Below are 21,905 nucleotides of genomic sequence, written 5' to 3'. Positions count from 1 at the left end.
GTCAGAGGCCGCCTTCCCGACCGGTACCGGTCACCACTGAACTCGACCCGCGGACCTGTCGCCGCAGATGGTTCAGCACATCCTCGGCCACCGGATACGGCCGTTCCGCCGGCAACAGCGCGGCCGCCCGCTCCGGTTCACCCGCCCGCACATGAGCGTGAACCTCTTGGGCCAGCGGTGTCACATCCTCGATCCCGACGATCCACTCGTCCGCATACCGCACGGTCGCCTCCCCCGCGAGCCCCAGCTGAAGAGACCGGTGCGGAAGGGGGTTGAGATGCAGATCCCGCTCCGGATCCCACTGCACCCGCGCCGGCGCCCGCCGCAACTGCCGCTTCCAGTCGCCCTGGTCGCCGTGCAGCTCCGGAACGTAGTGCGACAGACACGCGTGCCGCAGCGCCCACTCGAACCCCTCCCGGCTGATCTCGATCGCCAGGACAGTCTCCTGCCCCTCCTTCAGACCCCACCCGCAGCGGTACATCATCCACAGAAAGCTGGGCTTGATCCACGTCATGCGCTCCCGGCTCCAGGCCGGCGAGAAGCGGCCGTCGCGGGCCGCCGGGACGCCGATGCCCGGGCGGTAGGCCTGGTAGACGGTGACGGTCGCCTCGGTGTGGAGCGCGCGGATGCGGAACTTCGGTTCCTGCTGCGCGGGTTGGGCATCGCGGTGGTTCCGGTCGTGCGTCTTCCTCGTTTTGATCTCTTCGTTCACGGGAGCAGACCGACCGACCGCCAGTGCGTCGGGCCACCGAATTACGCCCCGCCCGCACCGATCCCGGCACAGACCTTGGCTGAGCAGCCCGCATGCCCAACACTCGGGCCCATGACGCAGCGTGTGGAACTCGCCGCCGTGATGGACCGGCTGGCCGTCGACGGGTTGGTCACCGACTACGCGGTGGCGGTCGACGACGGGGACTGGTCGGCGTACCGCGACCTGTTCACCCCGGACGGTCGGGCGGACTACCGCTCGGCCGGGGGCATCGAGGGGGATGCCGGGAGTGTCGCCTCCTGGCTCGCGGACAATCTGCGGGTGTTCGCGATGCGGCAGCACCTCATCGTCAACCGTAGGGTGCGCTTCGGCATCCTGGAGCAGGACGCGGGCGACACCGCCCGGGTACAGGCCGACTACGTCAACCCGATGCGGTTCGCTGCCGAAGAGAACGGGGCGCCGCCCGGCGCGCCGGACTTCGTGTGCGGGGGCCGGTACTCGTTCGGTCTGCTGCGCACGCACGACGGCTGGCGGGTGCGGGAAGTGGCCGTACAGGAGAAGTGGCGCCGCATGTCCGGTTGAGCCGCGACGGGCCGAGCCGAGCTGAGCCAGACCGAGCGTCCGGTCGAAGCCGGCGAACTGCGAGCCGAGGCACACCATCGAGCCCGGACGTCGTGTCGATCCCGGGCATCCCGTCGATCCCGGAGCTCGTGTCGATCCCGGGCATCCCGTCGCTGCCGGGCGTCGTGTCGATCCCGGGCATCCCGTCGCTGCCGGGCGTCCCGTCGGTGTGGGGCGTTGTGTTCGGCCAAGTCCGGAACGTGCCCTGTCCGAGATCGTTCGCGGAGCGCACACTGGAGCTCAGCGCGGGTAGGGAGGTGCGATGAAGACGCTCGGACACTGGCTCACCTCCCCCCGGCGGCGTACGGCCTTGGCGGCCCTCGCGGGCGCGCTGCCCGTGGCGGCCTTCCCGGCGCCGGGCCTGTGGTGGTGGGCGTATCTCGCGCTCGTCCCCTGGATCCTGCTCATCCGCTCCGCGCCGACGTTCAGGCGGGCCGCGTACGACGGCTGGAGCGGCGGGTTCGGATTCATGCTGGCCATGCACCACTGGCTGCTGCCGGACCTGCATGTGTTCACGCTCGTCATCGCCGCGCTGCTGGGCGCTCTGTGGGCGCCGTGGGGCTGGCTGGTGCGCCGGTTCCTGGCGGACGACGGCGTCCCCACCCGGGGCCGTGTGCTGTGCGCGCTCCTCGTCCTGCCCTCCGGCTGGCTGGCCGTCGAGCTCGTCCGCTCCTGGCAGGCGCTCGGCGGGCCGTGGGGCATGCTCGGGGCCAGCCAGTGGCAGGTGGAGCCGGCTCTGCGGCTCGCCTCGGTCGGCGGGGTGTGGCTGCTCAGCTTCCTGGTCGTGGCGGTCAACGTGGCGGCGGCCGTGCTGATCGCGCTGCCCGCGTCCCGGGCGCCGGCCGTCGCCGGGCTCGTGGTCACCGCCGCCACCGCTTCGGCCGCCTGGGTGTGGGCGCCGCGTCCCGACGGCGAGGGGCAGGCCCGGATCGCGGTCGTGCAACCGGGGGTGATCGACGGGCCCGACCTGCGTTTCGACCGCGAGGAGCAGTTGACCCGCCGGTTGATCGGGCAGGACGTCGATCTGATCGTCTGGGGCGAGAGCAGTGTCGGGTACGACCTCGCCGAGCGGCCCGATCTCGGCGAGCGGCTCGCGACGCTGTCCCGCGCGACCGGCGCGGACATCCTCGTCAACGTGGACGCCCGCCGCTCCGACCGGCCCGGCATCTACAAGAGCTCGATCCTCGTCGGCCCGGCCGGTCCGACCGGCGACCGGTACGACAAGATGCGGCTGGTGCCGTTCGGCGAGTACATACCGGCCCGTTCCCTGCTGGGCTGGGCCGCGTCCGTCGGCAAGGCGGCCGGTGAGGACCGGCGGCGCGGCGCCGGACAGGTCCTGATGCACGCCGGCCCCGGGCTGCGCGTGGGGCCGATGGTGTGCTTCGAGACGGCGTTCCCCGACATGAGCCGTCGCCTCGCCGAGGACGGGGCGGACGTCGTCGTCGCCCAGTCGTCGACCTCGTCGTTCCAGCACAGTTGGGCGCCCGCGCAGCACGCCTCGCTGGGCGCGCTGCGCGCCGCCGAGACGGGGCGGCCCTTCGTCCATGCGACCCTCACCGGCGTTTCGGCGGTGTACGACGCGAGCGGCTGGCGCGTCGGCTCCTGGCTGGGCACGGGGGCGAGCACGACGGCCGTCTTCGAGGTCCCGCTCGCCGACGGCGTCACCCCGTACGTGCGGTACGGGGACTGGCCGGTCCATCTGGCCCTGCTGGTGCTCGCTGCCGTGGCGCTCTCGGAGGGCGCGCGCACGGTCAGGCTCCGGCGGACCGCTGCTGCACCGCTCGGACCACCCGCTCGCACAGTTCATGAGTCGCCAGCGCGTCCCGGGCGCTGAGCACCCTGCCAGCGCGCACGGCGTCGAGGAACGCGAACACCGCCTGCTCGATGCCGCGCTGGCGGGCCACCGGGACCCAGTCGCCGCGGCGGCGCACGGTCGGCTGCCCCTTGTGGTCGACGACCTCGGCGAGATTGACGACCTGCCGCTTGGTGTCCTGTCCGGACACCTCCAGGATCTCCTCGTTCGAACCGCTGAGCCGGTTCATCACGCCCAGCGCGGTGAAGCCGTCACCCGCGAGCTGGAGGACCACGTGGTGCAGCAGTCCGTCCTCGACGCGGGCGCGCACGGTCACGTCGTCGACCGCGCCGGGCACCAGGAAGCGCAGCGTGTCGACGACGTGGATGAAGTCGTCGAGGACCATCACGCGCGGCTCCTCGGGCAGCCCGATCCGGTTCTTCTGCATGAGGATCAGCTCACGCGGATGGTCGGCGCACTGCGCGTAGCCGGGCGCGAAGCGCCGGTTGAAGCCGACGGCGAGAGACGTGCCGCGCTCCTCCGCGAGTTCCACGAGCCGTTCGGAGTCGGCGAGTTCGTAGGCGAGGGGCTTGTCGACGTAGGTCGCGACGCCGGCCTCCAGCAGCCGGGCGACGATCTCGGGGTGGGCGGCGGTCGGCGCGTGCACGAAGGCCGCGTCCAGGCCGGCGGCGAGGAGCGCGTCGAGGTCGCGGTGACGCTGCTCGTGGGGCACGCGGAGGGTGTCGGCGACCCGGTCGAGGGTGGCCGGGGTGCGGGTCTGCAGGTGGAGCTCGATCCCCGGCGCCGCGCCCAGTACCGGCAGGTACGCCTTCTGCGCGATGTCTCCGAGTCCGATGCAGCCGACCTTCACGGGAGCTCCTTCACTGCTTGCCTGCCCGGCAGCATACGACCCCGCCTTCTGAGCCGGCCCGCCGGTCCGTGACCGGGGCGACTTGGCTGACCGCGGTGAGGTGGACGACCATACGAGGATGACTACCCAGCGCACCGAACCCGCCCAGGACGCCGACGAACGCACCATGCTGGAAGGCTGGCTCGACTACCACCGGCAGACGCTGGCGTGGAAGTGCGAGGGCCTCAGCGACGCACAGCTGCGCACCGCGTCGGTGCCGCCGTCCGAACTGTCCCTCATGGGTCTGGTGCGGCACATGGCGGAAGTGGAGCGCGGCTGGTTCCGCAAGGTCCTGGTGGGCGAGGACCCCGGCCCGATCTACTACAGCGAGGCCGATCCCGACGGCGAGTTCCACCTCACCGAGCAGGACACCTGGGACCGGGCACACTCCGTCTGGCAGGCCGAGATCGAGGTGGCGCGGCAGAACGCGGCCGGCTTCGCGCTCGACGAGCTCTCCCACGGGAAGAGCAGGTCCACCGACGAGCCGTTCAGCCTGCGGTGGATCTACACGCACATGATCGAGGAGTACGCCCGGCACAACGGTCACGCCGACCTGCTCCGCGAGCGGCTCGACGGCGCCACGGGGGAATGACCGTCAGCACGGGCGGCCTGGCTCCCTCGCAAGGGGCACGAGATCACCCGTGCGGGGCAACCTGCGCCCGTCCGCTGTCGCCCGGGCCTCCGGAACCACCAGAGTTGCGCGGGTGCATCGATCGACGACGACCACCGCGACGCTTCTGGCCGCCATGGCCGCCTTCTCGGCGCTGTCCGGATGCGTGAGCGTCCAGCATCCCGCCGCGCCCGGTCCGACCGCGGCCCCGGCCCGGCCGCCCGTCCCGGAGCCGCCCGTCCCGGAGCCGGACGGCCGGGCGGGGACGCAGGTCGTGCAGGCGCCGGCCCGTGAGGCCCTGGAGATGGCCGGCCCGCCGCGCGAACCGGAGTCGTCCGCCCCGTCGGCCGCGCGGCCGCGGACCGCTGCGGGCGGACCGGCGACGGGCTCCCGTTCCCGCCCGCACGCGCGGCCGGACCGACCGGAACGTCCGCGGCACGCACAGCCGCACGTGGAGAACCCTGACGTGGCGGCTGAGGTGCGCGGGAACGCCGACGTGTGCGCACTCGGCGAGACATACGGGGGCTGGCGGGAAGACAGTCCCGAGGCGGTGATCTGCGAGCAGGCCTACGGCCGGTGACGCGGGAGGGCCGGTCACGACGGGCGGGGAAAGGCAGGCCGGTCACGGGGGCGACCGCGGTGGGCCGGTCCTCGGAGGACGGTCGTGGGGGGAAGAGGGCGGTCGGTTCCCGGAGAACGGTTGCGGACGGCGACCGAGGGACGGCCGGTCCACAACCTGCGGGTCGGGGAGGGCTGCCCCAGGACGGTGGGTCACCGAGGGCTGTGCGGTGGCCGTCGGCCTGCGAACGCCACGCCGCGAGCCCTAGCGCACTCGTCGCCCTTCACTCACCGCTCGCCGGGCACAGCTGCCCGGTGATCCGTTCCCTCGACGGCACAGTTGCCCGTCATCCGCTCCCGTCCCGGTCCCAGTCGGCCCGCTCCTCCCCCAGCCTCAGCTCCATCCTGCTGATCGCCGCCCGCACGCCGTCCCCGTAGCTGTCGTCCGCCAGGGCCACGGCCGCCCTGCGCGCCCTGCGGACATGGGTGCGGGCGGCCTCGGCCCGGCCCAGCTTGACGTAGTCCGCGGCGAGGTTGAGATGCAGCGACGGGTACAGCGCGCGGGCCCCGGCCGACCCCGCGTGCTCCTCCGCCGCCGTGAGCGCCCGCAGATCCCAGGCGAGTTCGTCCAACGGGTCGTCGTGGGTGTCGGCCAGGTAGTGGGCGAGGGTGCAGCGGTGCAGCGGATCGCCGCCCTCACCGAGCTCCGTCCACAGGTCGAGCAGCCGGCTGCGGGCCTCCTCGCGGTCTCCCCCGTGGTGCAGCATCACGACCTGCCCGATCCGCGTCAGCACGGCATCCGGCGCCGTCTGCCCCTGTCGCTCCGCCACCTCGGCCTCCTTGCGTCGTTGCGACGACGCTAACCGCAGGGTGCGGCAAACCGGGTCAGGCGGCACCGGGCCGGTCCACGCAGGAACCGGCCCGGCGGCCGGAGGGCATCCTGGCGGCCGGCGGGGCGGTCGGGCCGCGCGGGCGGTCAGGCCAGGTTCGGGATCGTCCAGTCGATCGGCTCGTGGCCCTGCTGGGCCACCGCCTCGTTGATCTGGGTGAACGGGCTGGAGCCGAAGAACTTCTTGGCCGAGAGCGGCGAGGGGTGCGCGCCCTTGACGACGATGTGCCGAGTCTCGTCGATGAGCGGGAGCTTCTTCTGCGCGTAGTTGCCCCACAGGACGAAGACGGCCGGGTCGGGCCGGTCGGCCACGGCGCGGATCACCGCATCGGTGAACTTCTCCCAGCCCTTGCCCTTGTGCGAGTTCGCCTCACCGGCGCGGACCGTGAGGACCGCGTTGAGCAGCAGGACGCCCTGCCGCGCCCACGGCATCAGATAGCCGTTGTCCGGGATCGGCGTGCCGAGCTCCTGCTGCATCTCCTTGTAGATGTTCCGCAGGGACGGCGGGGTCTTCACCCCGGGACGCACCGAGAAGCACAGGCCGTGCCCCTGGCCCTCGCCGTGGTAGGGGTCCTGACCGAGGACGAGCACCTTCACGCTGTCGTACGGCGTCGCCTCCAGCGCGGCGAACACCTCCTCGCGCGGCGGGTAGACGGGGCCGTTCGCCCGCTCCTCCTCGACGAACTCCGTCAGCTCCTTGAAGTAGGGCTGCTGCAGTTCGTCGCCCAGAACCCCGCGCCAGGACTCGGGCAGCATGGCGGTGTCGGTCACGTCAACGTCCTTCGTCGTGCGGTCATTTCCTCAGAGCACAGAACCTACAGGCGACCACTGACAACGTGACCGGGGCCGTCCCGGCGGCGCGGCCTACCAGCTGGTCTTCCGCGACAGCTCCCACACCATCATGATCGTCGACGGGTCGAGGGCCCGCTCGCCGCCCGAGACGTCCTCGGACGAGGCGATGTACTGCTTGCCCTGCCACAGCGGCAGCAGCCGGGCGTCCCTGACGAGGATCTGCTGGGCCTCCTCGAAGTCCTTCGTCACGTTGGCGCGGTCGCTCACCTCGCGGGAGCGGGGCAACAGCACCTGGGTGATCTCCCTCGCCGGATAAGGCGTGCCGAGCGCGTTCTGCTCGCCGACGAAGGGGGCGATGAAGTTGTCGGCGTCGGGGAAGTCCGGGGCCCAGCCTCGCCCGAACACCGGGTACTCGCCCTTCTGGTAGCCGAGGACGTAGCTGTTCCAGGGGCGGTTCTTCAGGGTGACCGAGAACAGGCCGGAGGCGTCCAGCTGGCTCTTGAGCTCCTTGAACTCCAGGGCGGTGTCGGAGCCGTAGCGGTCGGAGGTGTACCAGAAGGTGAGCGGGACGGTCTCGTTGATCCCCGCGTCCTTGAGGATCTGGCGCGCCTTCTTGGCGTCGGGGTCGCCGAAGGAGTCGAAGAAGCCGGTGGTGTGGCCGGTCAGACCGGCCGGGACCATGGAGTACAGCGGGTCGACGGTGTCCTTGTAGACCTTGTGGGCGATGGCGGCCCGGTCGACGACCTGGGCGATCGCGCGGCGCACGGCCAGCTTGTTCGACCACGGGTCCTTGGGGTTGAACACGAGGTAGTTGATGTTGCTGCCGGCGGCCTCGATGAGCTGCAGGCCCTCGTTGTCGTCGCCCTTGCGCCCGAGGTCGATGATGTCGTCGGCGGCGAGACCCTGGTAGGTGATGTCGATGTCCTTGGCGCGCAGGGCCTTGACCATCTTCCCGGAGTCCTGGAAGTAGCGGATGGTCACCGCGTCGTTCTTGCGCTCGGCGAAGCCCTTGTAGTTGTCGTTGCGCACCAGCACGGCCTGCTTGCCCTCTTCGTAGGACTGCAGCCGGTACGGGCCGGAGCCGACGATGCCGTCGTCCTTGCGCAGGGACTTCGCGGGGTAGTCGTCGGGGTCGACGATCGACATGCCGGGGGTGGCGAGCACGAAGGGGAAGGTGGCGTCGGCCTTGTTGAGCCGGAAGAGCACCTCGCGCTCGCCGTTCGCCTGGACGCTCTCCAGGGTGCCGAGCAGCCCGTTGGGGCCGGTGCTCGCGTTGATCGCCCTGATCCGGTCGATCGAGTACTTGACGGCCTTCGCGTCGAGCGTGTCGCCGTTGGAGAACTTGAGGCCTTCGCGCAGCTCGCACTTGTAGGTGCGGTTCGTGCTGTCCGTGAAGGCGCACTCGGCGGCGTCCGTCTGGGGCGTCGTCGCTCCCGTGGGATAGCTCAGCAGCGTCTGATAGATGTTGCGGAACAGCTCCCAGGAGCCGTCCCAGGCCGCGGCGGGGTCCAGCGTGCTGGGCGCGCTGGTCGTGCCCACGACGATCGGTCCGGCATCGTCGGAGCTCTCCTCTCCCAGGAGGCTGCACCCGGCCACCAGGGATATGGACACGATTGCCGCCATTTGCTGCACGGATCGGTTCCGGTTGAACACGCGCACGCTCCTCGATCTGCCATGCCAAGGGTTGGCAGACCATACCGCAGCGCCGGGCGGCCTGAACCCGCGGTGGTGGAGCGTTCTTGATCACTCTCGGTATGACGACGTTGTCATCCGCGTGTCTGCGATCCATATGTCCCTGAATACGACGACACGGGCGCCGTTTCCGTCAGGGAAACGGCGCCCGTGGAAGAGCTACCCGACCGGCCCGGGCCGGTCCGGCCGGCGCCGGTCTCAGCCCACGCCGGCGTTGAGGAAGATGCCCCCGTCGACGACGAGAGTCTGGCCGGTGATCCAGTCCGACTGCTCGGAGGTGAGGAACGCGGCGGTGCCGCCGATGTCGGAGGGCACTCCGAGCCGGGCCAGCGGATAGGCGGCGGCCGCCTCCTCCTCGCGGCCCTCGTAGAGGGCCTGGGCGAACTTGGTCTTCACCACGGCCGGGGCGATCGCGTTGACCCGCACGCGCGGCGCGTACTCGTGCGCCAGCTGGACGGTCAGGTTGATCATGGCGGCCTTGCTGATGCCGTAGGCGCCGATGAAGGGCGAGGCAGAGAGCCCGGCCACGGAGGCGATGTTGACGATCGCGCCGCCGTTGTCCTTCTGCCAGGCGTGCCAGGTCCGCTGGGCGAAGCCGAGCGCGGAGACCACGTTGGTCTCGAAGACCTTGCGGGCAACGTTCAGGTCGAGGTCGGCGATCGGCCCGAACACCGGGTTCGTGCCGGCGTTGTTGACCAGGAAGTCGATGCGGCCGAAGGCGGCCATGGTGCGCTCGACGGCGGCCGCCTGGTGCTCCTCGTCGTGCGCCTTGCCTGCGACGGCGATGACCCGGTCGGCGCCGAGCTGCTCGACGGCCTCCTTGAGGGCGTCCTCGCCCCGGCCGGTGATGCAGACCCGGTCGCCGCGGGCGACGAGCGCCTCGGCGACGCCGTATCCGATGCCGCGGCTGGCGCCGGTGACGAGAGCGACCTTGCCGGAGAGTGCGGGCAGTTCAGTCATGTCGGTGATCCCCAGGTATCCCTAGTGGGCTTAGTCGAGCGGTCCGCCGGCGACGTACAGCACCTGGCCGGAGACGAAGCCCGCGGCCTCGTTCGTGAAGAAGGCGATCGCGTTGGCGATGTCGTCGGGCTCGCCGACGCGCGCGACCGGGATCTGGGTGGCGGCCGCGGCCTTGAACTCCTCGAAGCCCATGCCGACGCGGGCGGCCGTCGCGGCCGTCATGTCGGTGGCGATGAAGCCGGGGGCGACGGCGTTGGCGGTGATGCCGAACTTGCCGAGCTCGATGGCGAGGGTCTTGGTGAAGCCCTGCAGACCGGCCTTGGCGGCGGAGTAGTTGGCCTGGCCGCGGTTGCCGAGCGCCGAGGACGACGACAGGTTGACGACACGGCCGAAGCCCGCGTCGACCATGTGCTTCTGGACGGCCTTCGTCATCAGGAACGACCCGCGCAGATGCACGTTCAGGACGGTGTCCCAGTCGGTGGCGCTCATCTTGAACAGCAGGTTGTCGCGGAGCACGCCCGCGTTGTTGACGAGGATCGTGGGCGCGCCGAGCTCGTCGACGATCCGCGCGATCGCCGCTTCGACCTGGGCCTCGTCGGAGACGTCGGCTCCGATCGCGACGGCCTTGCCGCCCGCCGCGGTGATCTTCTCCACGGTGTCCTTGCAGGCAGCCTCGTCGAGATCGACGACGGCGACCGCACGGCCCTCGGCGGCCAGCCGTACGGCGGTGGCGGCTCCGATGCCGCGCGCCGCGCCCGTGACCACAGCGACCCGCTGCTCAGTGGTGGACATTGCTGGTTCTCCTCGCCCTTGAGAAAGCCTGATGCGCCCGGGTGCCGGGCGCCGTATGCGCCCTGGTGGTGAGCGACCGCTTAGTACCTTCGGCAGACGTGACGCTAGAAGCCCTGGCACCCGGTGTCAACGCCACACGACGCCGGTGTGATCCATTACCTCACCAGCAGCTCCAGGAGCCGCTCCGTCTCGGCGTCCGGATCGGCCGTGAGCCCGGTGTGCACGGGGCCCGGCTGGACGATCGTCGAGCGCGGCGCGATCAGCCAGCGAAAGCGCCGCCCGGCGTCGTCGCCGGCCGCCTGCCCGGCCGACGCGCCGCCCGCACAGACGCCTTCGACGGCCCGCAGCGCGGCCCGCACGCCGGGCACGTCCGCGCCGGGGTCCAGCGCCAGCAGCCTCGCCTCGTCCAGGTGGGTGCGGGCGCCCACGTAGTCCCGGCCGCGGCAGTACACGAGCACGCCCGCGTTGATGCACTCGCCGCGCTCGACGCGCGGCACGACGCGCAGCAGCGCGTACTCGAAGACGTCCCGGTCGCCGCCCTGGCCGGGCCGGATGATGTGGCGGTCGGTCACTTGATCCCCTCGATGCGTTCATGGACGTCGGCGGCGCGCGCGAGGAGGGGCGCCGCATAGGCGCGCCGGAGCGCGTCCGGGGTGTCGAAGCCGGGCTCGTCCGTCAGCCAGACCTCCGGGATCTGCGCCGTGACCTCGGCGAGGAGGTCGGCGGTGACCAGCGGCGCGAGCTCTGCCGCCGCGGCCCGGACGTCCGGCCCGAAGGGGGCGAGGACGTGGTCGGCGGCGTCGTAGGGGCGGGCCGCGGAGGTCTCGGCGGTGGGCCAGTTGTGCTGCCAGATCATGGTGGCGCCGTGGTCGACGAGCCACAGGTCGCCGCGGTGCATCAGGAGGTTGGGGTTGCGCCACGACCGGTCGACGTTGTTCACGAGCGCGTCGAACCAGACGACGCGGCCGGCCTCCTCGGCGCTGACCGCGAAGGCGAGGGGGTCGAAGCCGAGGGCTCCGGAGAGGAAGTCCATGCCGAGGTTGGTCCCGCCGCTGGACTTCAGCAACTCCTGTACCTGCTGGTCGGGTTCGCCGAGCCCCAGCAGCACGTCGAGCTCGACCGTCACCAGGCGGGGGGCCCGCAGTCCCAGGCGGCGGGCCAGCTCCCCGCAGACGACCTCGGCGACGAGCGTCTTGCGGCCCTGGCCGGCGCCGGTGAACTTCATGACGTACAGGCCGAGGTCGTCGGCCTCGACGAGTCCCGGCAGGGAGCCGCCCTCCCGCAGGGGCGTGACATAGCGGGTCGCGGTGACTTCCTTGAGCATCGCCCCAGGTTACTGGGCCTGGCACGTTGCACGGCCGACAGCCGGCCGACAGCTCTGGCTTACGCCGTACTCATGTCGAACGGGTCAATATCTCGACACTGTCCGGACTTGGCGGGGGCGCTGAACAAGGGGCGTCCGCCGCTCGTACCTCTCGGCAGATCCACGCACCCTCTGGAAGGGACCCCCCAGCATGACCAGCGCATCGATCAAGTCCGCGTCGGGGCCTGCCCGCCGTGCCGTCGTGGCAGCCGCGGGAGCCGCGGGGCTCTCCGTCGCGCTGACCGCGTGCGGAGGCTCCGACGGCGACTCGTCGAGCACGTCGTCGTCCGGCACGTCGGGTTCCACCGGTTCCACCGGTTCCACCGGCAGCAGCGAGGCCGCGAGCACGGGCGGCACGGGCGGCGGGGACAACGCCGGGGCCGGTGCGGCGCTCGCGAAGACCGCCGACATACCCGAGGGCGGCGGGAAGGTCTTCGAGTCCGAGAAGGTGGTCGTCACCCAGCCGGCCGCGGGCACGTACAAGGCGTTCTCCGCCGTGTGCACCCACGCGGGCTGCGCGGTGAAGTCCATCTCCGACGGCGTCATCAACTGCCCCTGTCACAACAGCAACTTCTCGATCACGGACGGCAGCGTGAAGAGCGGTCCCGCGCAGAAGCCGCTGCCCGAGGTGTCGATCAGCGTCAGCGGCGACTCGATCAGCCTGGCCTGAGCCCCGGCGTCGCCGCGGGAGCCGGCCGGAGACAGGCCAGCACCTCGGCCGTGGTCGCGACCGTGGCGACCAGGGCGAGGGTGTGACGGATCATCGCGGGGGTGTAGTCGGCAGGCACCCCCGCGATGGCGTCCGACGCCACGACGGCCGTGTAGCCGCGGTTGACGGCGTCGAACACGGTGTTCGGGATCGCCACGTTGGCGGAGACCCCGGTGACGACCAGGGTGCGGCAGCCGAGGTTGCGCAGCAGTGCGTCGACGTCGGTGCCCTGCACGGGCGAGAGCCCGTGCAGCCGACGTACGACGAGGTCCTGTTCGGCGACCTCGATCTCCGGCGCGAGGCGGGTCGCGTCGGTGCCGGTGAGCTGCTGGACCGGGAGGCGTTCGGCCGCGCGGAACAGCCGGGCGTTGCGGTTGGCGCCGCGCCCGTCGGGGCGGCGCTCGGCGACGGCGTGCACGACCTGGACACCGCTCGCCCGGGCCGCCGTCACCAGCCGGGCGATGTTGTCGAGGACCCCCGACTCCCTTGCCGCACAGGCGAGTTGGGGCAGCGCGGCGGCCGGTCCGACGACGCCCTGCTGGCACTCCACCGTGATCAGGACGGTGCTCGCGGGGTCGAGGAGGTCGCTGAGCTCTTCGTGCGACGGCATGGGCTCCCCCTGGCGTCGGTGTGGGGCGGGCGACAGTAGCCGCCATTGCGTGGAGAAGGAAGAAGACCCATCCTTTTCTGACGGAGTTTCAGAAAAGGCAGAACAGGTACGCACAAGAGCAGAATGAGGGGGCCGGATGACCGTCACACAGCGCCGTGGCCGGAAGATCATGATGTCGCCGGGCGAGCTGGACGCGTTCCTCACCGTCCATCGCACCTGCCGGGTGGCGACCGTGTCCGTCGACGGCGCGCCCCATGTCAGCGCCCTGTGGTTCCTCTGGGACGGCGCCGCACTGTGGCTGTACTCGGTCGTGCGCAGCAAGCGCTGGGCGGACCTGCGCCGCGATCCCCGGGTGGCGATCGTGATCGACACCGGTGAGGAGTACGACGCACTGCGCGGCGTCGAACTGTCCGGCGCCGTCGAGTTCGTGGGCGAGATCCCGCGCACCGGCGAGCTGTGCGCCGAACTCGACGCGGTGGAGACGCTGTTCGCGCGCAAGAACTTCGGCCTGGACTCGATGCCGCACGACGGCCGGCATGCGTGGGTGCGCCTCAGGCCGGAGAAGATCGTCTCCTGGGACTTCCGCAAACTGGGCGGCGCATAGGCCGCGTCCGCGCCATTCCGCCGGCCCGCGGCGTCGCGCACGGCACAGCACGGCGCGGCCCGTGGCAACCGGGCACAGCCGTAGCAGCCCGGCGCCGCCCACAGCAGGCCGGCACCGCCCGGCGGAGCCCTGCTCTCAGCCGACGGCCTCCCCTGCGGACTTGAGGGCGCGGACCGCCGCTCTGATCGACGGGCGGCGGTCCGCGTCCGCCCGCCAGACCACGTACACATGGCGGCGCACCCGCTGCCGCAACGGGACCGTCACGACGCCCTCGGGCACGGGCCGGCGGCCGAGCACGGGGGCGATGCACACTCCCAGTCCGGCGGCCACCAGCCCGAGCTGGGTGTGCGTCTCGGCCGCCCGGTGGCCGACGATCGGCTCGATGCCCCGCGAGCGCAGGGTGAACATCAGCCACTCGTGACAGAACTCACCCTCGTTCCAGGTGATCCACTCGTCCTCGGCGAACTCCCCGAGGTCCACCTCGTCCCGGCCGGCGAGGCGGTGGTCGGCCGGCATCGCGACGTCCGCGGGATCGTCGAGGATGGGCGCCTTGACCAGGCCGTCCGGCACCGGCATCGGCTTGTTGTACCAGTCCAGGACTACGGCGAGGTCCAGGTCGCCGCGCACCACGCCGGCGACGCCGCGCTCCGGCTCCAGTTCGCTCGAGCGCAGACGCAGGGCGGGGTGCGCCTTACGCAGCTCGGCGAGCGCGACGGGGAAGAGCCCACGGGCCGCTGTCGGGAAGGCGGCCAGCCGCAACTCCCCGGCCACCTGACCGCGTTGGGCCTCCAGGTCGGACTGGGCGAGCTCCACCTGGGACAGGATCCGGGACGCGTGGTCGGCGAGCAGCCGCCCCGCGTCCGTCAGCCGCACGCCCCGTCCGTGCTTGGCGAGGAGCTGCTGACCGACCTCGCGCTCGAGTTTGGCCAGCTGCTGCGAGACGGCCGAGGTGGTGATGTGCAGGCCCGACGCGGCGCCGCTGACCGAGCCGTGCCGGGCGAGGGCGTCGAGGGTCCGCAGGCGCTCCAGGTTCAACATGTAAGCGATGCTACGAGGTATTGCTGGAAAATTCTCGATTGTGCTACGAGATGGTGTCGACGATCGTGGATGCCATGACCACCGCGCCCACCGCATCGACCCCACCGCCGGCCCCTGCACGGACCACCCCGCCACCGGCTCCCGCGGCGCCCTCTCCCGGGCTGCCCGCCGAAGGCCGCTCCCCGGCTCCCTCCTCCGCTCCGGCCCCTGGCCGCCGCGCCCTCGACTGGCGTCTGCGCTTCGGCGCGCTGTCCCTGATCTGGGGCTTCAGCTTCCTGCTGATCAAGGTGGGCACCGGGGGCTACGCGCCGTTCCAGGTCACCCTCGGCAGGCTGGCGTTCGGCACCGCGGTGCTGGCGGTCGCGATGGCGGTGAAGCGGGAACGGCTCCCTCGCGGGGCCCGCACCTGGGCGCATCTGACGGTGGCCGCGCTCCTCCTCAACGCCGTGCCCTTCTCCCTCTTCGCGTTCGCGGAACTGACCATCCCCTCCACCCTGGCCGGCATCTGCAACGCCACGTCGCCGCTGTGGGGCATGGCGCTCTCACTGGTCGCGCTGTCGGAGGACCGGCCTACCCGGCTGCGCGTCGCGGGCCTCGGCCTCGGATTCCTGGGCGTCCTCACGGTGCTGGGCGCCTGGCAGGGATTCGACGGCCTCGACGCCCGCGGCACGACCCTCGCGCTGCTGGCTTCGCTGAGCTACCCGGTCGGCTGGATCTACCTCCGCCGCACGCTGGCGCACACCGGCTCCTCGGCCCTGTCGATGACCGGCGCCCAGCTGTTCCTGGCGACCCTGCAACTGGCCGTCGTCACCCCGCTGTTCACCGATCTCCCGACCCGCTTCCCGCTCGTCCCGCTGCTCGCGACCGCGGCCCTCGGCGCGCTCGGCACCGGCCTGGCCCTCCTCATCCAGTACGGCCTCGTGACGGAGATCGGTCCGACGACGGCCCAGATGGTCACCTACTTCATCCCGGTCATCGCCACGGCGGCGGGCGTCGCACTGCTGGGCGAGACCCTGAGCTGGTCGACGCCGGTGGGCGCGGCGATCGTCCTGGCGGGCGCGGCACTGACCCAGGCACGGCGGTCCCGTTCGTAGCCGGGCGGCCGAGCGCGTCGGCGGGGCGATCGAACGCGAGCCGCGGGGAGATCGAACGGGTTGAGCTGCAGGGAGATCGATCGATCGGGCCGCGGGGCTGCGGAGGCTGCCGGGCTCCGGGCTGCCGGAGGGGCTCTTCCGACGTGCTCGCTCCCTAGACGTAGTTCCGCGTCGCGGAGGGTCCGACCGCCCCGGCGACCAGATCGGCCAGCGTCTCGATCTCCCGCGCGTCCAGCGTCGACACCGTGATGCGGATTCCGGGCGCGGACCCGATCCGGAACCGTGCCCCCGGCGCGACCGCCCACCCGGCGTGCAGCAATCGGGTGACCGCCCCCGTCTCGTCCGGCACGGGGACCCATACGTTCATCCCGCTGCGCCCGCGCGCCTCGACGCCCCGCGCGGTGAGCGCGGCGATCAGCGCGTCGCGTCGGGCGCCGTACGCGCGGGCCACCGCGCGCGCGTCCACCGCGCCGTCGGCCCACAGGCGCAGTACCGCCCGCTGCGTGATCCGGCTGACCCAGCCGGGCCCGAGCCGCTGCCGTCCGCGCACCCGGTCCAGAGTGACGTCATCTCCGGTGAGGACGGCGAACCGCAGGTCCGGGCCGTAGGCCTTGGCGGCCGAGCGCACGAGGGCCCAGTGCCGGGTGACGCCGGCCAGGGGGTACAGGGGGAGGTCGACGATCCGGTGACCGTGGTCGTCCTCGATCAGCAGGGTGTCCGGGTGGTCCCGCAACACGGCGCGCAGGGCACGCGCGCGTGCGGCGCCGATCGCCGCGCCGGTCGGGTTCTGCGCCCGGTCGGTGACGACGAGGGCGCGCGCCCCGGCTTCGAGTGCGCGGCGCACGTCGTCGGGCAGCGGTCCGTCGTCGTCGAGGCCGACCGGGACCGTGCGCAGCCCGAGCGCGGGCACGAGGTCGAGGAGGGAGCCCCAGCCGGGATCCTCGACGGCCACGCTGTCGCCCGGTCTGAGGTGCGCGGCCAGGACGCGTTCGATCGCGTCCAGCGAGCCGGAGGTCACGGCCACCGGACCGGCCGGCACGCCGTCGGCGTCGAGATCGGCGCGGGCCACCCTCGCCAGCTCGGGTTCGACCGGCGCATGCCCGTACAGGACGGGCTCCCGGTCGCCCTGCGCGGCGGCCCAGGCGAACGCCGGCGCCAGCGGCGGCAGCAGCGTCGTGTCGGGATTGCCCGCCGCCGCGTCCCGCACGCCCGCCGGCACCTCCACCCGGATGAACTCGCGGCCGGTGGTGGCGGGCTTCGACCGCACCCGGCTGCCCCGGCGGCCGTCCGTCTCGATCACCCCGCGCTCACGCAAGGTGCGGTAGGCGGCCGCGACGGTGTTCGGGTTCACTCCCAGCTCTGACGCCAACTCCCTCATCGGAGGCAGCAGTTGCCCCGGCCGGAGCTCACCGGTACTCACCGCCGCCTCGACGCTCGCGGAAATCTCGGCTGCACGCCGGCCTTTGATCGGATACTCTCCTAGCACAAACAACATTATGCACTAGTGCAATGGAGAACGCCATGCAGGGGACCCCGGAGACGACGACACCGGCCGCCGCCTACACCCCCACCGACCGCACGGTCCCCACCCGGTCCGCACAGAAGGCCTCCTACGACAAGGATCTGGTCCACGCGATACTCGACGAGGGCTACGTCTGCCATCTCGGCTTCGTCCGCGACGGCGCGCCCGTCGTGCTGCCGACGCTCTACGGCCGGGTCGGCGAGACGCTCTACGTGCACGGTTCGACGGGCTCGCGCCCCCTGCGGATGACGGGACAGGCGGACCCGGGGCTGCCGGTGTGCCTCACGGTGACGCACGTCGACGGGCTGGTCCTGGCGCGCTCCGCCTTCCACCACTCGATCAACTACCGCTCGGTCGTGGTGCACGGCGTCGCCCACGACGTGACGGACCCGGCGGAGAAGCTGGCCGCGCTCGACGCCCTCGTCGACCACGTCGTCCCGGGCCGGGCCGCCGACTCCCGCCCCGCCAACCGGAAGGAACTGGCGGCGACCGCGGTGATCCGGCTCGACCTGAACGAGGTCTCGGCCAAGACCCGCACCGGCGGGGTGAACGACGAGCCGGAGGACCTCGCCCTCCCCCACTGGGCCGGTGTGCTGCCGCTGCGCAAGGGCTACGACGCGCCCGTCCCGGAGGCCGACCTGGCGCCCGGCACCGCGTTCCCCGGCTACCTCGCGACCCTGTGATGCTCGTCCACCCCTGGGACGCGCCCCGCGACGACGCCGAATGGCAGAACTGGCTGGCGGCCCACGACTTCGGGCAGCTCGCCGTCAACGGCCCACCGGGCGAACCCCCCTTCGTGCAGCCCCTGCACTTCGCCTACGACCCGGCCGAGGGCGACGCCGTCACCCACCTCGCACGGCCCAATCCGCTGTGGCCCGCCCTGGAGGCGAACCCGACGGTGACCCTGAGCGTGGTGGACGACTACGTTTTCGTCCCCGGCCCGTGGCAGGCCCCGCCGGGCGCCCCCGCCGAGCACGGCACCCCGACGAGCTTCTACGCGGCGGTGCAACTGCGGTGCACGGCGCAGATCGTGGACGATCCCGCCGCGAAGGCGGACCTGCTCACCCGTCAGGTGGCGCACTTCCAGCCCGAGGGCGGCTCCGCCCGCCCCACCGTGGGCGAGGCCCCGTACGGCCGCCTGCTCCCGGGCATCCGCGGCATCCGGCTCCACGTCACCGACGTCCGGGCGAAGTTCAAGTACGCGGCGCATCGCCCGCCAGAGACCCAGGACCGCATCGTCGACGGCCTGACCACCCGCGACGCCCCCGGCGACGCCGCGGCCCGCGCCCACCTGCTGCGCCGCCGGGGGTGACGCCGCCGCCCCGCCCGCACCTCAGCCCCGCGCCGGACCGCCCCGCACTTCTGTCAGGGCGAGGCCGGTGACCGAGGCCAGCATCAGCAGGGTGCCGGCGAGCGTGGCGGCCGTGAGGGGTTCGCCGAGGAGCACGACGGCCAGCGCCGCCGCGCTCACCGGCTCGAGCAGCATGATCACGGAGACCGTGGCGGAGCGTACGACGGCCGCGCCCGCGAAGTAGAGGGCGTAGGCGAGCGCCGTGGGCACCGCCGCGATGTACGCCAGCAGAAGCAGCACCCCGACGGGGTCGGCGGTGTGCGGCAGCAGCCCCTCGGCCACGGCGAACGGCAACAGGCACACAGCGGTCACCGCGAACGCCCCCACGGCGCCGGCGGAGGCGTCCTCGCCGCCGCCTCGCCCCCACCGGCGGGTGAGCAGCGTCATCGCGCTGTACCCGGCCGCGGACACCAGCGCGAAGCCGACGCCGCGCGGGTCCACCGACGAGCCGCCGCCACCCGCGAACAGCACGCCGAGCCCGGCGAGCGCCCCTGTGACGGCGACCGCTCCGCCGCGGCCGAGCCGCTCCCCCAGCGTCAGCCGTCCGCCGAGCGCGATCAGGACGGGCCCCGCCCCGAGGGTGACGACGGTGGCGACGGCCAGTCCGGTGGCGGAGACGGCCGCGAAGTACGCCGTCTGGAAGACCGCGAGGCCGACCCCCGTGACCGCCGTCCGCAGGGCCTTGCGGCGCACCGGCTCCGGCATCGGCACATTGCCGCCGGGAGCCGGGGCCGCCGGGGCGGACACGAGAGCCTTGGTCGCCGGGGCGGACCGGGCGCGCCGCCGCCGCAGCAGCGGGCGGGCGACCGACAGCAGGGCCAGCCCCGCGGCGCAGCGCCAGAACGACAGGGCGACGGCGCCCAGATCGCTGCTCCGGTAGACCAGGGAGGCGGCGGCGCCGGCCGTGCCCCAGGCCACGCCCGCGACGATCAGATAGAGCAGAGCCCGTGAGACGGGCAGGGAGACGACGGCGGAGCCGCCGCAAGAGGAGAGGGAAGAAGAGACGGAAGATGACACAGAGGAAGACACACTCGAGGAGGACACGCGTTCTCTCCGCACAGAAGTTCGGGAAGGGGCCGCCGCAGGGCAGCGGACCTCGGACTTCGTCTGCGGGCAGCACCGTTCCGCCCGGCAGCGCGTGCCGGGCGTGGTTCACCGGAGGGCCCGCCTCAGCGGGTCGGAGGCGGAAGAACGCGTGCGTCGAGAGGCATGATCGAAACCCTAGGTCGCCGTCCCCCGGGCGGACAACTCCCTTTCCGGGCCGCCCGAGGCCACCGGCTCCGCGGAGCCCTTCGCGGGCGCGGACGACTGCGCGACGAACGCCCCGAGCAGCACCACCGCCCCGCCGACGATCTGCGGCGCCGAGAGGTGCTCGCCGAGCAGCACCCACGCCAGCACGGTGGCGATGACCGCCTCGAGGCAGGCCACGACCCCGGCGACCTGCGGGGAGAGCCGGCGCACCGAGACCACGCCGGTGACGTACGCGACGACGGTCGCGATGAGCACGATCCAGCCGAGCAGCAGCCAGGCGGGGACCTCGGCGCCGTTCATCCCGGCGTCCCCTCCGAGGACGGACCAGTCCATGCCCCACGGCCTGGTGACGGCGGTGAGCACGACGGCGCCGACGAGGAGTCCGTAGGCGATGACGCCCAGCGGCTCGGGGGCCTCGTCGCCCGAGTCGCCGCCCTGGTCGGACAGGACGAAGTAACCGACCTGACAGCAGGCGGCAGCGAGGGCGAGCAGCAGTCCGAGGGCGTCGAAGCCCAGACCGGACCAGACCTCGACGACGCAGGCGAGTCCGCCCGCCGCGAGGACCACCCCGAGCGCCGCGGCGCGCGTCACCGGCCGCCGCTGCACGAACCGCACCCAGCCCAGCACGAGGGCGGGCGCGAGGTACTCGACGAGCAGCGCGACGCCGACGGGGATGCGTGATATCGCGGCGAAGTAGAACGCCTGCACTCCGGCCACGCCGAGCAGTCCGAACCCGGCGAGCAGCGCGGGTCGGCTACGCAGCAGCGCCCGGTGGCGCACGGCCAGGGGCAGCATGACGAGGGCCGCGCCGGTCACCCGCAGCCACACCACGTGCAGCGGGTCGAGGCCCGCCTCGATCAACGGCTTGGCCGCCACCCCGGACCCACCGAAGGCGATGGCCGACGCGACCGCCAGACCGAGCCCGACGCCCTTTCCGCGGTCGCCCTGACTGCTCACAGAGGTACGCACCGGCCCATGATGACAGGGGATGACATGACCGTCATCCCCGATGGCACCTGTCTCAGCCGTCGGACGAGCACGGATCCGCGAGGGCGCGGACGTTCGACGAAGGAACGGTCACCGGGCGGAACGGCCACCGCGCGGAACGGCTGCCCGGCGGGCCGGTCACCGGGCGGAAAGGCTGACGGGCGGGCCGGTCACCGGGCGGAAAGGCTGACGGGCGGAACGGTTGAGGGCCGGGCCCGTCGGCGGCCGAACCGGTCAGTGGGTGGGGTCGCCGCCCCCGACGCATGTCCCGCACCCCTCGGGAGCCCGCTGCCCCGCGCCGCCCTCAGAGAGGAGACCGTGCTCGGGGAGACCGTGCTCGGGGAGACCGTGCTCGAGGAGAGCGTCCGCGATCCGCTTCCGCAGTTCGTAGGCGTCGACGCCGGCATGGGTCAGGACTTCGACGGCCCGCGCCTTCGGGTCCGCGACGATCGCCGCGAGCAGATCGACGCCGCGGGCCGGCTCGCCGTCACGCCCGGCCGCCCGCACGCGCGCGTGCTCCAGCGCGGCCGCGGCTAGCGGGGAGAAGCCGTCGGCAGCGGCGAGGTGCGGCGCCTCAGCGGAGTCCTCGACGACCGACGGGCCGGACGGCCCTCCAGGCCCGCCTGGGGCAGTGAGCACCGGGACGGCGGGCAGGGCGCCGGAGTCCTCGACGCCGCCCTGCCAGCGCAGGCCGTAGCCGATGCTGCGCTGGACGAGGTAGCCGAGCAGCCGGGCGAGCTGGGGTCCGCCGTCGAAGGCGGCCCGCACCTGGGGGTCGTGTTCCAGGAGCGAGTGCAGCAGATGAGCGGTGTCGATCTGCCGGTCTCCGTCGCGCAGGGCCCGGCGGCGAGCGGACGCCAGCGCCGCGGCGACCTCTGCATCCAGCCCGGGATCGCCGCCCGTGGCGTGCGCCGTCAGATCGCGTAGATCGCGCGAGGACTGCCGTGGGATACGGGGTTGCACACCCCTCACCCCATCAGTCCCGCCCGGGTGCCGTCATCCCCGAGAGGAACCATCTTCGTGTCCCACACAGAGCGGAGCAGAGCCGTCG

The 21,905-nt window shown here is 72.5% G+C and carries 24 protein-coding genes; 9 read left to right on the top strand and 15 right to left on the bottom strand.

Annotated features, from left to right (window positions below; translation table 11 throughout):
• Window position 1 precedes the first annotated feature (1 nt).
• Window positions 2–712: a DUF4291 domain-containing protein gene (locus tag OHS82_RS35245; protein WP_370444159.1), complete on the bottom strand. Its 711-nt coding sequence runs from the start codon at window positions 710–712 to the stop codon at window positions 2–4.
• A gap of 111 nt (window positions 713–823) precedes the next feature.
• Between OHS82_RS35245 and OHS82_RS35240 the strand changes: the two genes are divergently transcribed.
• Entirely contained in the window at window positions 824–1,291 is a 468-nt protein-coding gene (locus OHS82_RS35240) for a nuclear transport factor 2 family protein (RefSeq protein ID WP_057580637.1), read from the top strand.
• 301 nt (window positions 1,292–1,592) lie between these two features.
• Window positions 1,593–3,164: an apolipoprotein N-acyltransferase gene (lnt, locus tag OHS82_RS35235; protein ID WP_328435207.1), complete on the top strand. Its 1,572-nt coding sequence runs from the start codon at window positions 1,593–1,595 to the stop codon at window positions 3,162–3,164.
• Here the strand turns inward: lnt and OHS82_RS35230 are convergent.
• Window positions 3,082–3,993: a Gfo/Idh/MocA family protein gene (locus tag OHS82_RS35230; RefSeq protein ID WP_057580635.1), complete on the bottom strand. Its 912-nt coding sequence runs from the start codon at window positions 3,991–3,993 to the stop codon at window positions 3,082–3,084. The two genes, lnt and OHS82_RS35230, sit on opposite strands and share 83 nt — an antisense overlap.
• Before the next feature lie 118 nt (window positions 3,994–4,111).
• Here OHS82_RS35230 and OHS82_RS35225 point away from each other — a divergent pair, with 118 nt between their 5' ends.
• Both OHS82_RS35225 and OHS82_RS35220 read left to right on the top strand, forming a co-directional pair.
• Complete coding sequence (locus OHS82_RS35225; RefSeq protein WP_057580634.1) at window positions 4,112–4,624, top strand: DinB family protein; 513 nt, start codon at window positions 4,112–4,114, stop codon at window positions 4,622–4,624.
• A 112-nt stretch (window positions 4,625–4,736) separates the two neighbouring features.
• Entirely contained in the window at window positions 4,737–5,222 is a 486-nt protein-coding gene (locus tag OHS82_RS35220) for a hypothetical protein (RefSeq protein WP_063894280.1), read from the top strand.
• Window positions 5,223–5,547: 325 nt separating this feature from the next.
• Here OHS82_RS35220 and OHS82_RS35215 read toward each other — a convergent pair whose 3' ends face one another.
• The 7 genes from OHS82_RS35215 to OHS82_RS35185 form a co-directional block, all read right to left on the bottom strand.
• The gene (locus tag OHS82_RS35215; protein ID WP_057580633.1) at window positions 5,548–6,030 is read right to left on the bottom strand and encodes a hypothetical protein; all 483 of its coding nucleotides are present in this window, start codon (window positions 6,028–6,030) and stop codon (window positions 5,548–5,550) included.
• A gap of 146 nt (window positions 6,031–6,176) precedes the next feature.
• Window positions 6,177–6,860 carry a uracil-DNA glycosylase gene (gene ung, locus OHS82_RS35210; RefSeq protein WP_057580632.1) on the bottom strand — a complete coding sequence of 228 codons (684 nt, stop codon included), beginning with the start codon at window positions 6,858–6,860 and terminating at the stop codon, window positions 6,177–6,179.
• Between the two features lie 93 nt (window positions 6,861–6,953).
• A complete protein-coding gene (locus OHS82_RS35205; protein WP_199863830.1) occupies window positions 6,954–8,504 on the bottom strand; it encodes an ABC transporter substrate-binding protein in 1,551 nt (516 codons plus the stop codon).
• A 267-nt stretch (window positions 8,505–8,771) separates the two neighbouring features.
• Window positions 8,772–9,533, bottom strand: coding sequence for an SDR family oxidoreductase (locus tag OHS82_RS35200; protein ID WP_057580630.1), 762 nt, complete (start codon window positions 9,531–9,533; stop codon window positions 8,772–8,774).
• Between the two features lie 30 nt (window positions 9,534–9,563).
• Complete coding sequence (fabG, locus tag OHS82_RS35195) at window positions 9,564–10,325, bottom strand: 3-oxoacyl-ACP reductase FabG (RefSeq protein WP_057580629.1); 762 nt, start codon at window positions 10,323–10,325, stop codon at window positions 9,564–9,566.
• A gap of 155 nt (window positions 10,326–10,480) precedes the next feature.
• Entirely contained in the window at window positions 10,481–10,897 is a 417-nt protein-coding gene (locus OHS82_RS35190) for a DUF3037 domain-containing protein (RefSeq protein ID WP_057580628.1), read from the bottom strand.
• Window positions 10,894–11,649, bottom strand: a complete 756-nt coding sequence (locus OHS82_RS35185; protein ID WP_057580627.1) for a HipA family kinase — start codon at window positions 11,647–11,649, stop codon at window positions 10,894–10,896. The genes OHS82_RS35190 and OHS82_RS35185 overlap by 4 nt, the downstream gene beginning before the upstream one ends.
• A 190-nt stretch (window positions 11,650–11,839) precedes the next feature.
• Between OHS82_RS35185 and OHS82_RS35180 the strand changes: the two genes are divergently transcribed.
• A complete protein-coding gene (locus OHS82_RS35180) occupies window positions 11,840–12,358 on the top strand; it encodes a Rieske (2Fe-2S) protein (protein ID WP_328435206.1) in 519 nt (172 codons plus the stop codon).
• Here OHS82_RS35180 and OHS82_RS35175 read toward each other — a convergent pair.
• Window positions 12,345–13,007 carry a cysteine hydrolase gene (locus OHS82_RS35175; protein WP_057580625.1) on the bottom strand — a complete coding sequence of 221 codons (663 nt, stop codon included), beginning with the start codon at window positions 13,005–13,007 and terminating at the stop codon, window positions 12,345–12,347. The genes OHS82_RS35180 and OHS82_RS35175 overlap by 14 nt on opposite strands.
• Window positions 13,008–13,143: 136 nt before the next feature.
• Between OHS82_RS35175 and OHS82_RS35170 the strand changes: the two genes are divergently transcribed.
• Window positions 13,144–13,611 (top strand): pyridoxamine 5'-phosphate oxidase family protein, encoded by a 468-nt coding sequence (locus OHS82_RS35170; protein ID WP_057580624.1) that lies wholly within the window; start codon window positions 13,144–13,146, stop codon window positions 13,609–13,611.
• 135 nt (window positions 13,612–13,746) lie between these two features.
• On the opposite strand, the gene OHS82_RS35165 is transcribed toward OHS82_RS35170, so the two are convergent.
• Window positions 13,747–14,649, bottom strand: a complete 903-nt coding sequence (locus tag OHS82_RS35165) for a LysR family transcriptional regulator (RefSeq protein WP_057580623.1) — start codon at window positions 14,647–14,649, stop codon at window positions 13,747–13,749.
• Window positions 14,650–14,687: 38 nt separating this feature from the next.
• Between OHS82_RS35165 and OHS82_RS35160 the strand changes: the two genes are divergently transcribed.
• The gene (locus OHS82_RS35160; protein ID WP_199863829.1) at window positions 14,688–15,743 is read left to right on the top strand and encodes a DMT family transporter; all 1,056 of its coding nucleotides are present in this window, start codon (window positions 14,688–14,690) and stop codon (window positions 15,741–15,743) included.
• 154 nt (window positions 15,744–15,897) lie between these two features.
• Here OHS82_RS35160 and OHS82_RS35155 read toward each other — a convergent pair whose 3' ends face one another.
• Complete coding sequence (locus OHS82_RS35155) at window positions 15,898–17,229, bottom strand: aminotransferase class I/II-fold pyridoxal phosphate-dependent enzyme (protein WP_328435205.1); 1,332 nt, start codon at window positions 17,227–17,229, stop codon at window positions 15,898–15,900.
• Window positions 17,230–17,264: 35 nt separating this feature from the next.
• On the opposite strand from OHS82_RS35155, the gene OHS82_RS35150 reads away from it, so the two are divergent.
• Entirely contained in the window at window positions 17,265–17,948 is a 684-nt protein-coding gene (locus OHS82_RS35150; RefSeq protein WP_057580621.1) for a pyridoxamine 5'-phosphate oxidase family protein, read from the top strand.
• Window positions 17,948–18,577 (top strand): FMN-binding negative transcriptional regulator, encoded by a 630-nt coding sequence (locus tag OHS82_RS35145; RefSeq protein WP_057580620.1) that lies wholly within the window; start codon window positions 17,948–17,950, stop codon window positions 18,575–18,577. Before OHS82_RS35150 ends, OHS82_RS35145 begins: the two co-directional genes overlap by 1 nt.
• 21 nt (window positions 18,578–18,598) lie before the next feature.
• On the opposite strand, the gene OHS82_RS35140 is transcribed toward OHS82_RS35145, so the two are convergent.
• The 3 genes from OHS82_RS35140 to OHS82_RS35130 form a co-directional block, all read right to left on the bottom strand.
• A complete protein-coding gene (locus OHS82_RS35140; RefSeq protein ID WP_328435204.1) occupies window positions 18,599–19,633 on the bottom strand; it encodes a DMT family transporter in 1,035 nt (344 codons plus the stop codon).
• A gap of 204 nt (window positions 19,634–19,837) precedes the next feature.
• On the bottom strand, window positions 19,838–20,836 hold the full coding sequence (locus tag OHS82_RS35135) for an EamA family transporter (RefSeq protein ID WP_057580619.1): 999 nt from the start codon (window positions 20,834–20,836) through the stop codon (window positions 19,838–19,840).
• Between the two features lie 252 nt (window positions 20,837–21,088).
• Complete coding sequence (locus tag OHS82_RS35130; protein ID WP_057580618.1) at window positions 21,089–21,817, bottom strand: Clp protease N-terminal domain-containing protein; 729 nt, start codon at window positions 21,815–21,817, stop codon at window positions 21,089–21,091.
• Window positions 21,818–21,905 lie beyond the last annotated feature (88 nt).

It is taken from the genome of Streptomyces sp. NBC_00425, assembly GCF_036030735.1.
In the GTDB taxonomy this organism is placed as follows: Bacteria; Actinomycetota; Actinomycetes; order Streptomycetales; family Streptomycetaceae; genus Streptomyces.
The sequence above is the reverse complement of the archived record's forward strand: the minus strand, read 5'-3'. Positions and strand labels throughout refer to the sequence as shown.

Coding starts and splice junctions, on each gene's coding strand:
- OHS82_RS35240 (WP_057580637.1), top strand. CDS start 824: ATGACGCAGCGTGTGGAACTCGCCGCCGTGATGGACCGGCTGGCCGTC.
- lnt (WP_328435207.1), top strand. CDS start 1,593: ATGAAGACGCTCGGACACTGGCTCACCTCCCCCCGGCGGCGTACGGCC.
- OHS82_RS35225 (WP_057580634.1), top strand. CDS start 4,112: ATGACTACCCAGCGCACCGAACCCGCCCAGGACGCCGACGAACGCACC.
- OHS82_RS35205 (WP_199863830.1), bottom strand. CDS start 8,504: ATGGCGGCAATCGTGTCCATATCCCTGGTGGCCGGGTGCAGCCTCCTG.
- OHS82_RS35200 (WP_057580630.1), bottom strand. CDS start 9,533: ATGACTGAACTGCCCGCACTCTCCGGCAAGGTCGCTCTCGTCACCGGC.
- fabG (WP_057580629.1), bottom strand. CDS start 10,325: ATGTCCACCACTGAGCAGCGGGTCGCTGTGGTCACGGGCGCGGCGCGC.
- OHS82_RS35185 (WP_057580627.1), bottom strand. CDS start 11,649: ATGCTCAAGGAAGTCACCGCGACCCGCTATGTCACGCCCCTGCGGGAG.
- OHS82_RS35180 (WP_328435206.1), top strand. CDS start 11,840: ATGACCAGCGCATCGATCAAGTCCGCGTCGGGGCCTGCCCGCCGTGCC.
- OHS82_RS35175 (WP_057580625.1), bottom strand. CDS start 13,007: ATGCCGTCGCACGAAGAGCTCAGCGACCTCCTCGACCCCGCGAGCACC.
- OHS82_RS35170 (WP_057580624.1), top strand. CDS start 13,144: ATGACCGTCACACAGCGCCGTGGCCGGAAGATCATGATGTCGCCGGGC.
- OHS82_RS35165 (WP_057580623.1), bottom strand. CDS start 14,649: ATGTTGAACCTGGAGCGCCTGCGGACCCTCGACGCCCTCGCCCGGCAC.
- OHS82_RS35150 (WP_057580621.1), top strand. CDS start 17,265: ATGCAGGGGACCCCGGAGACGACGACACCGGCCGCCGCCTACACCCCC.
- OHS82_RS35145 (WP_057580620.1), top strand. CDS start 17,948: ATGCTCGTCCACCCCTGGGACGCGCCCCGCGACGACGCCGAATGGCAG.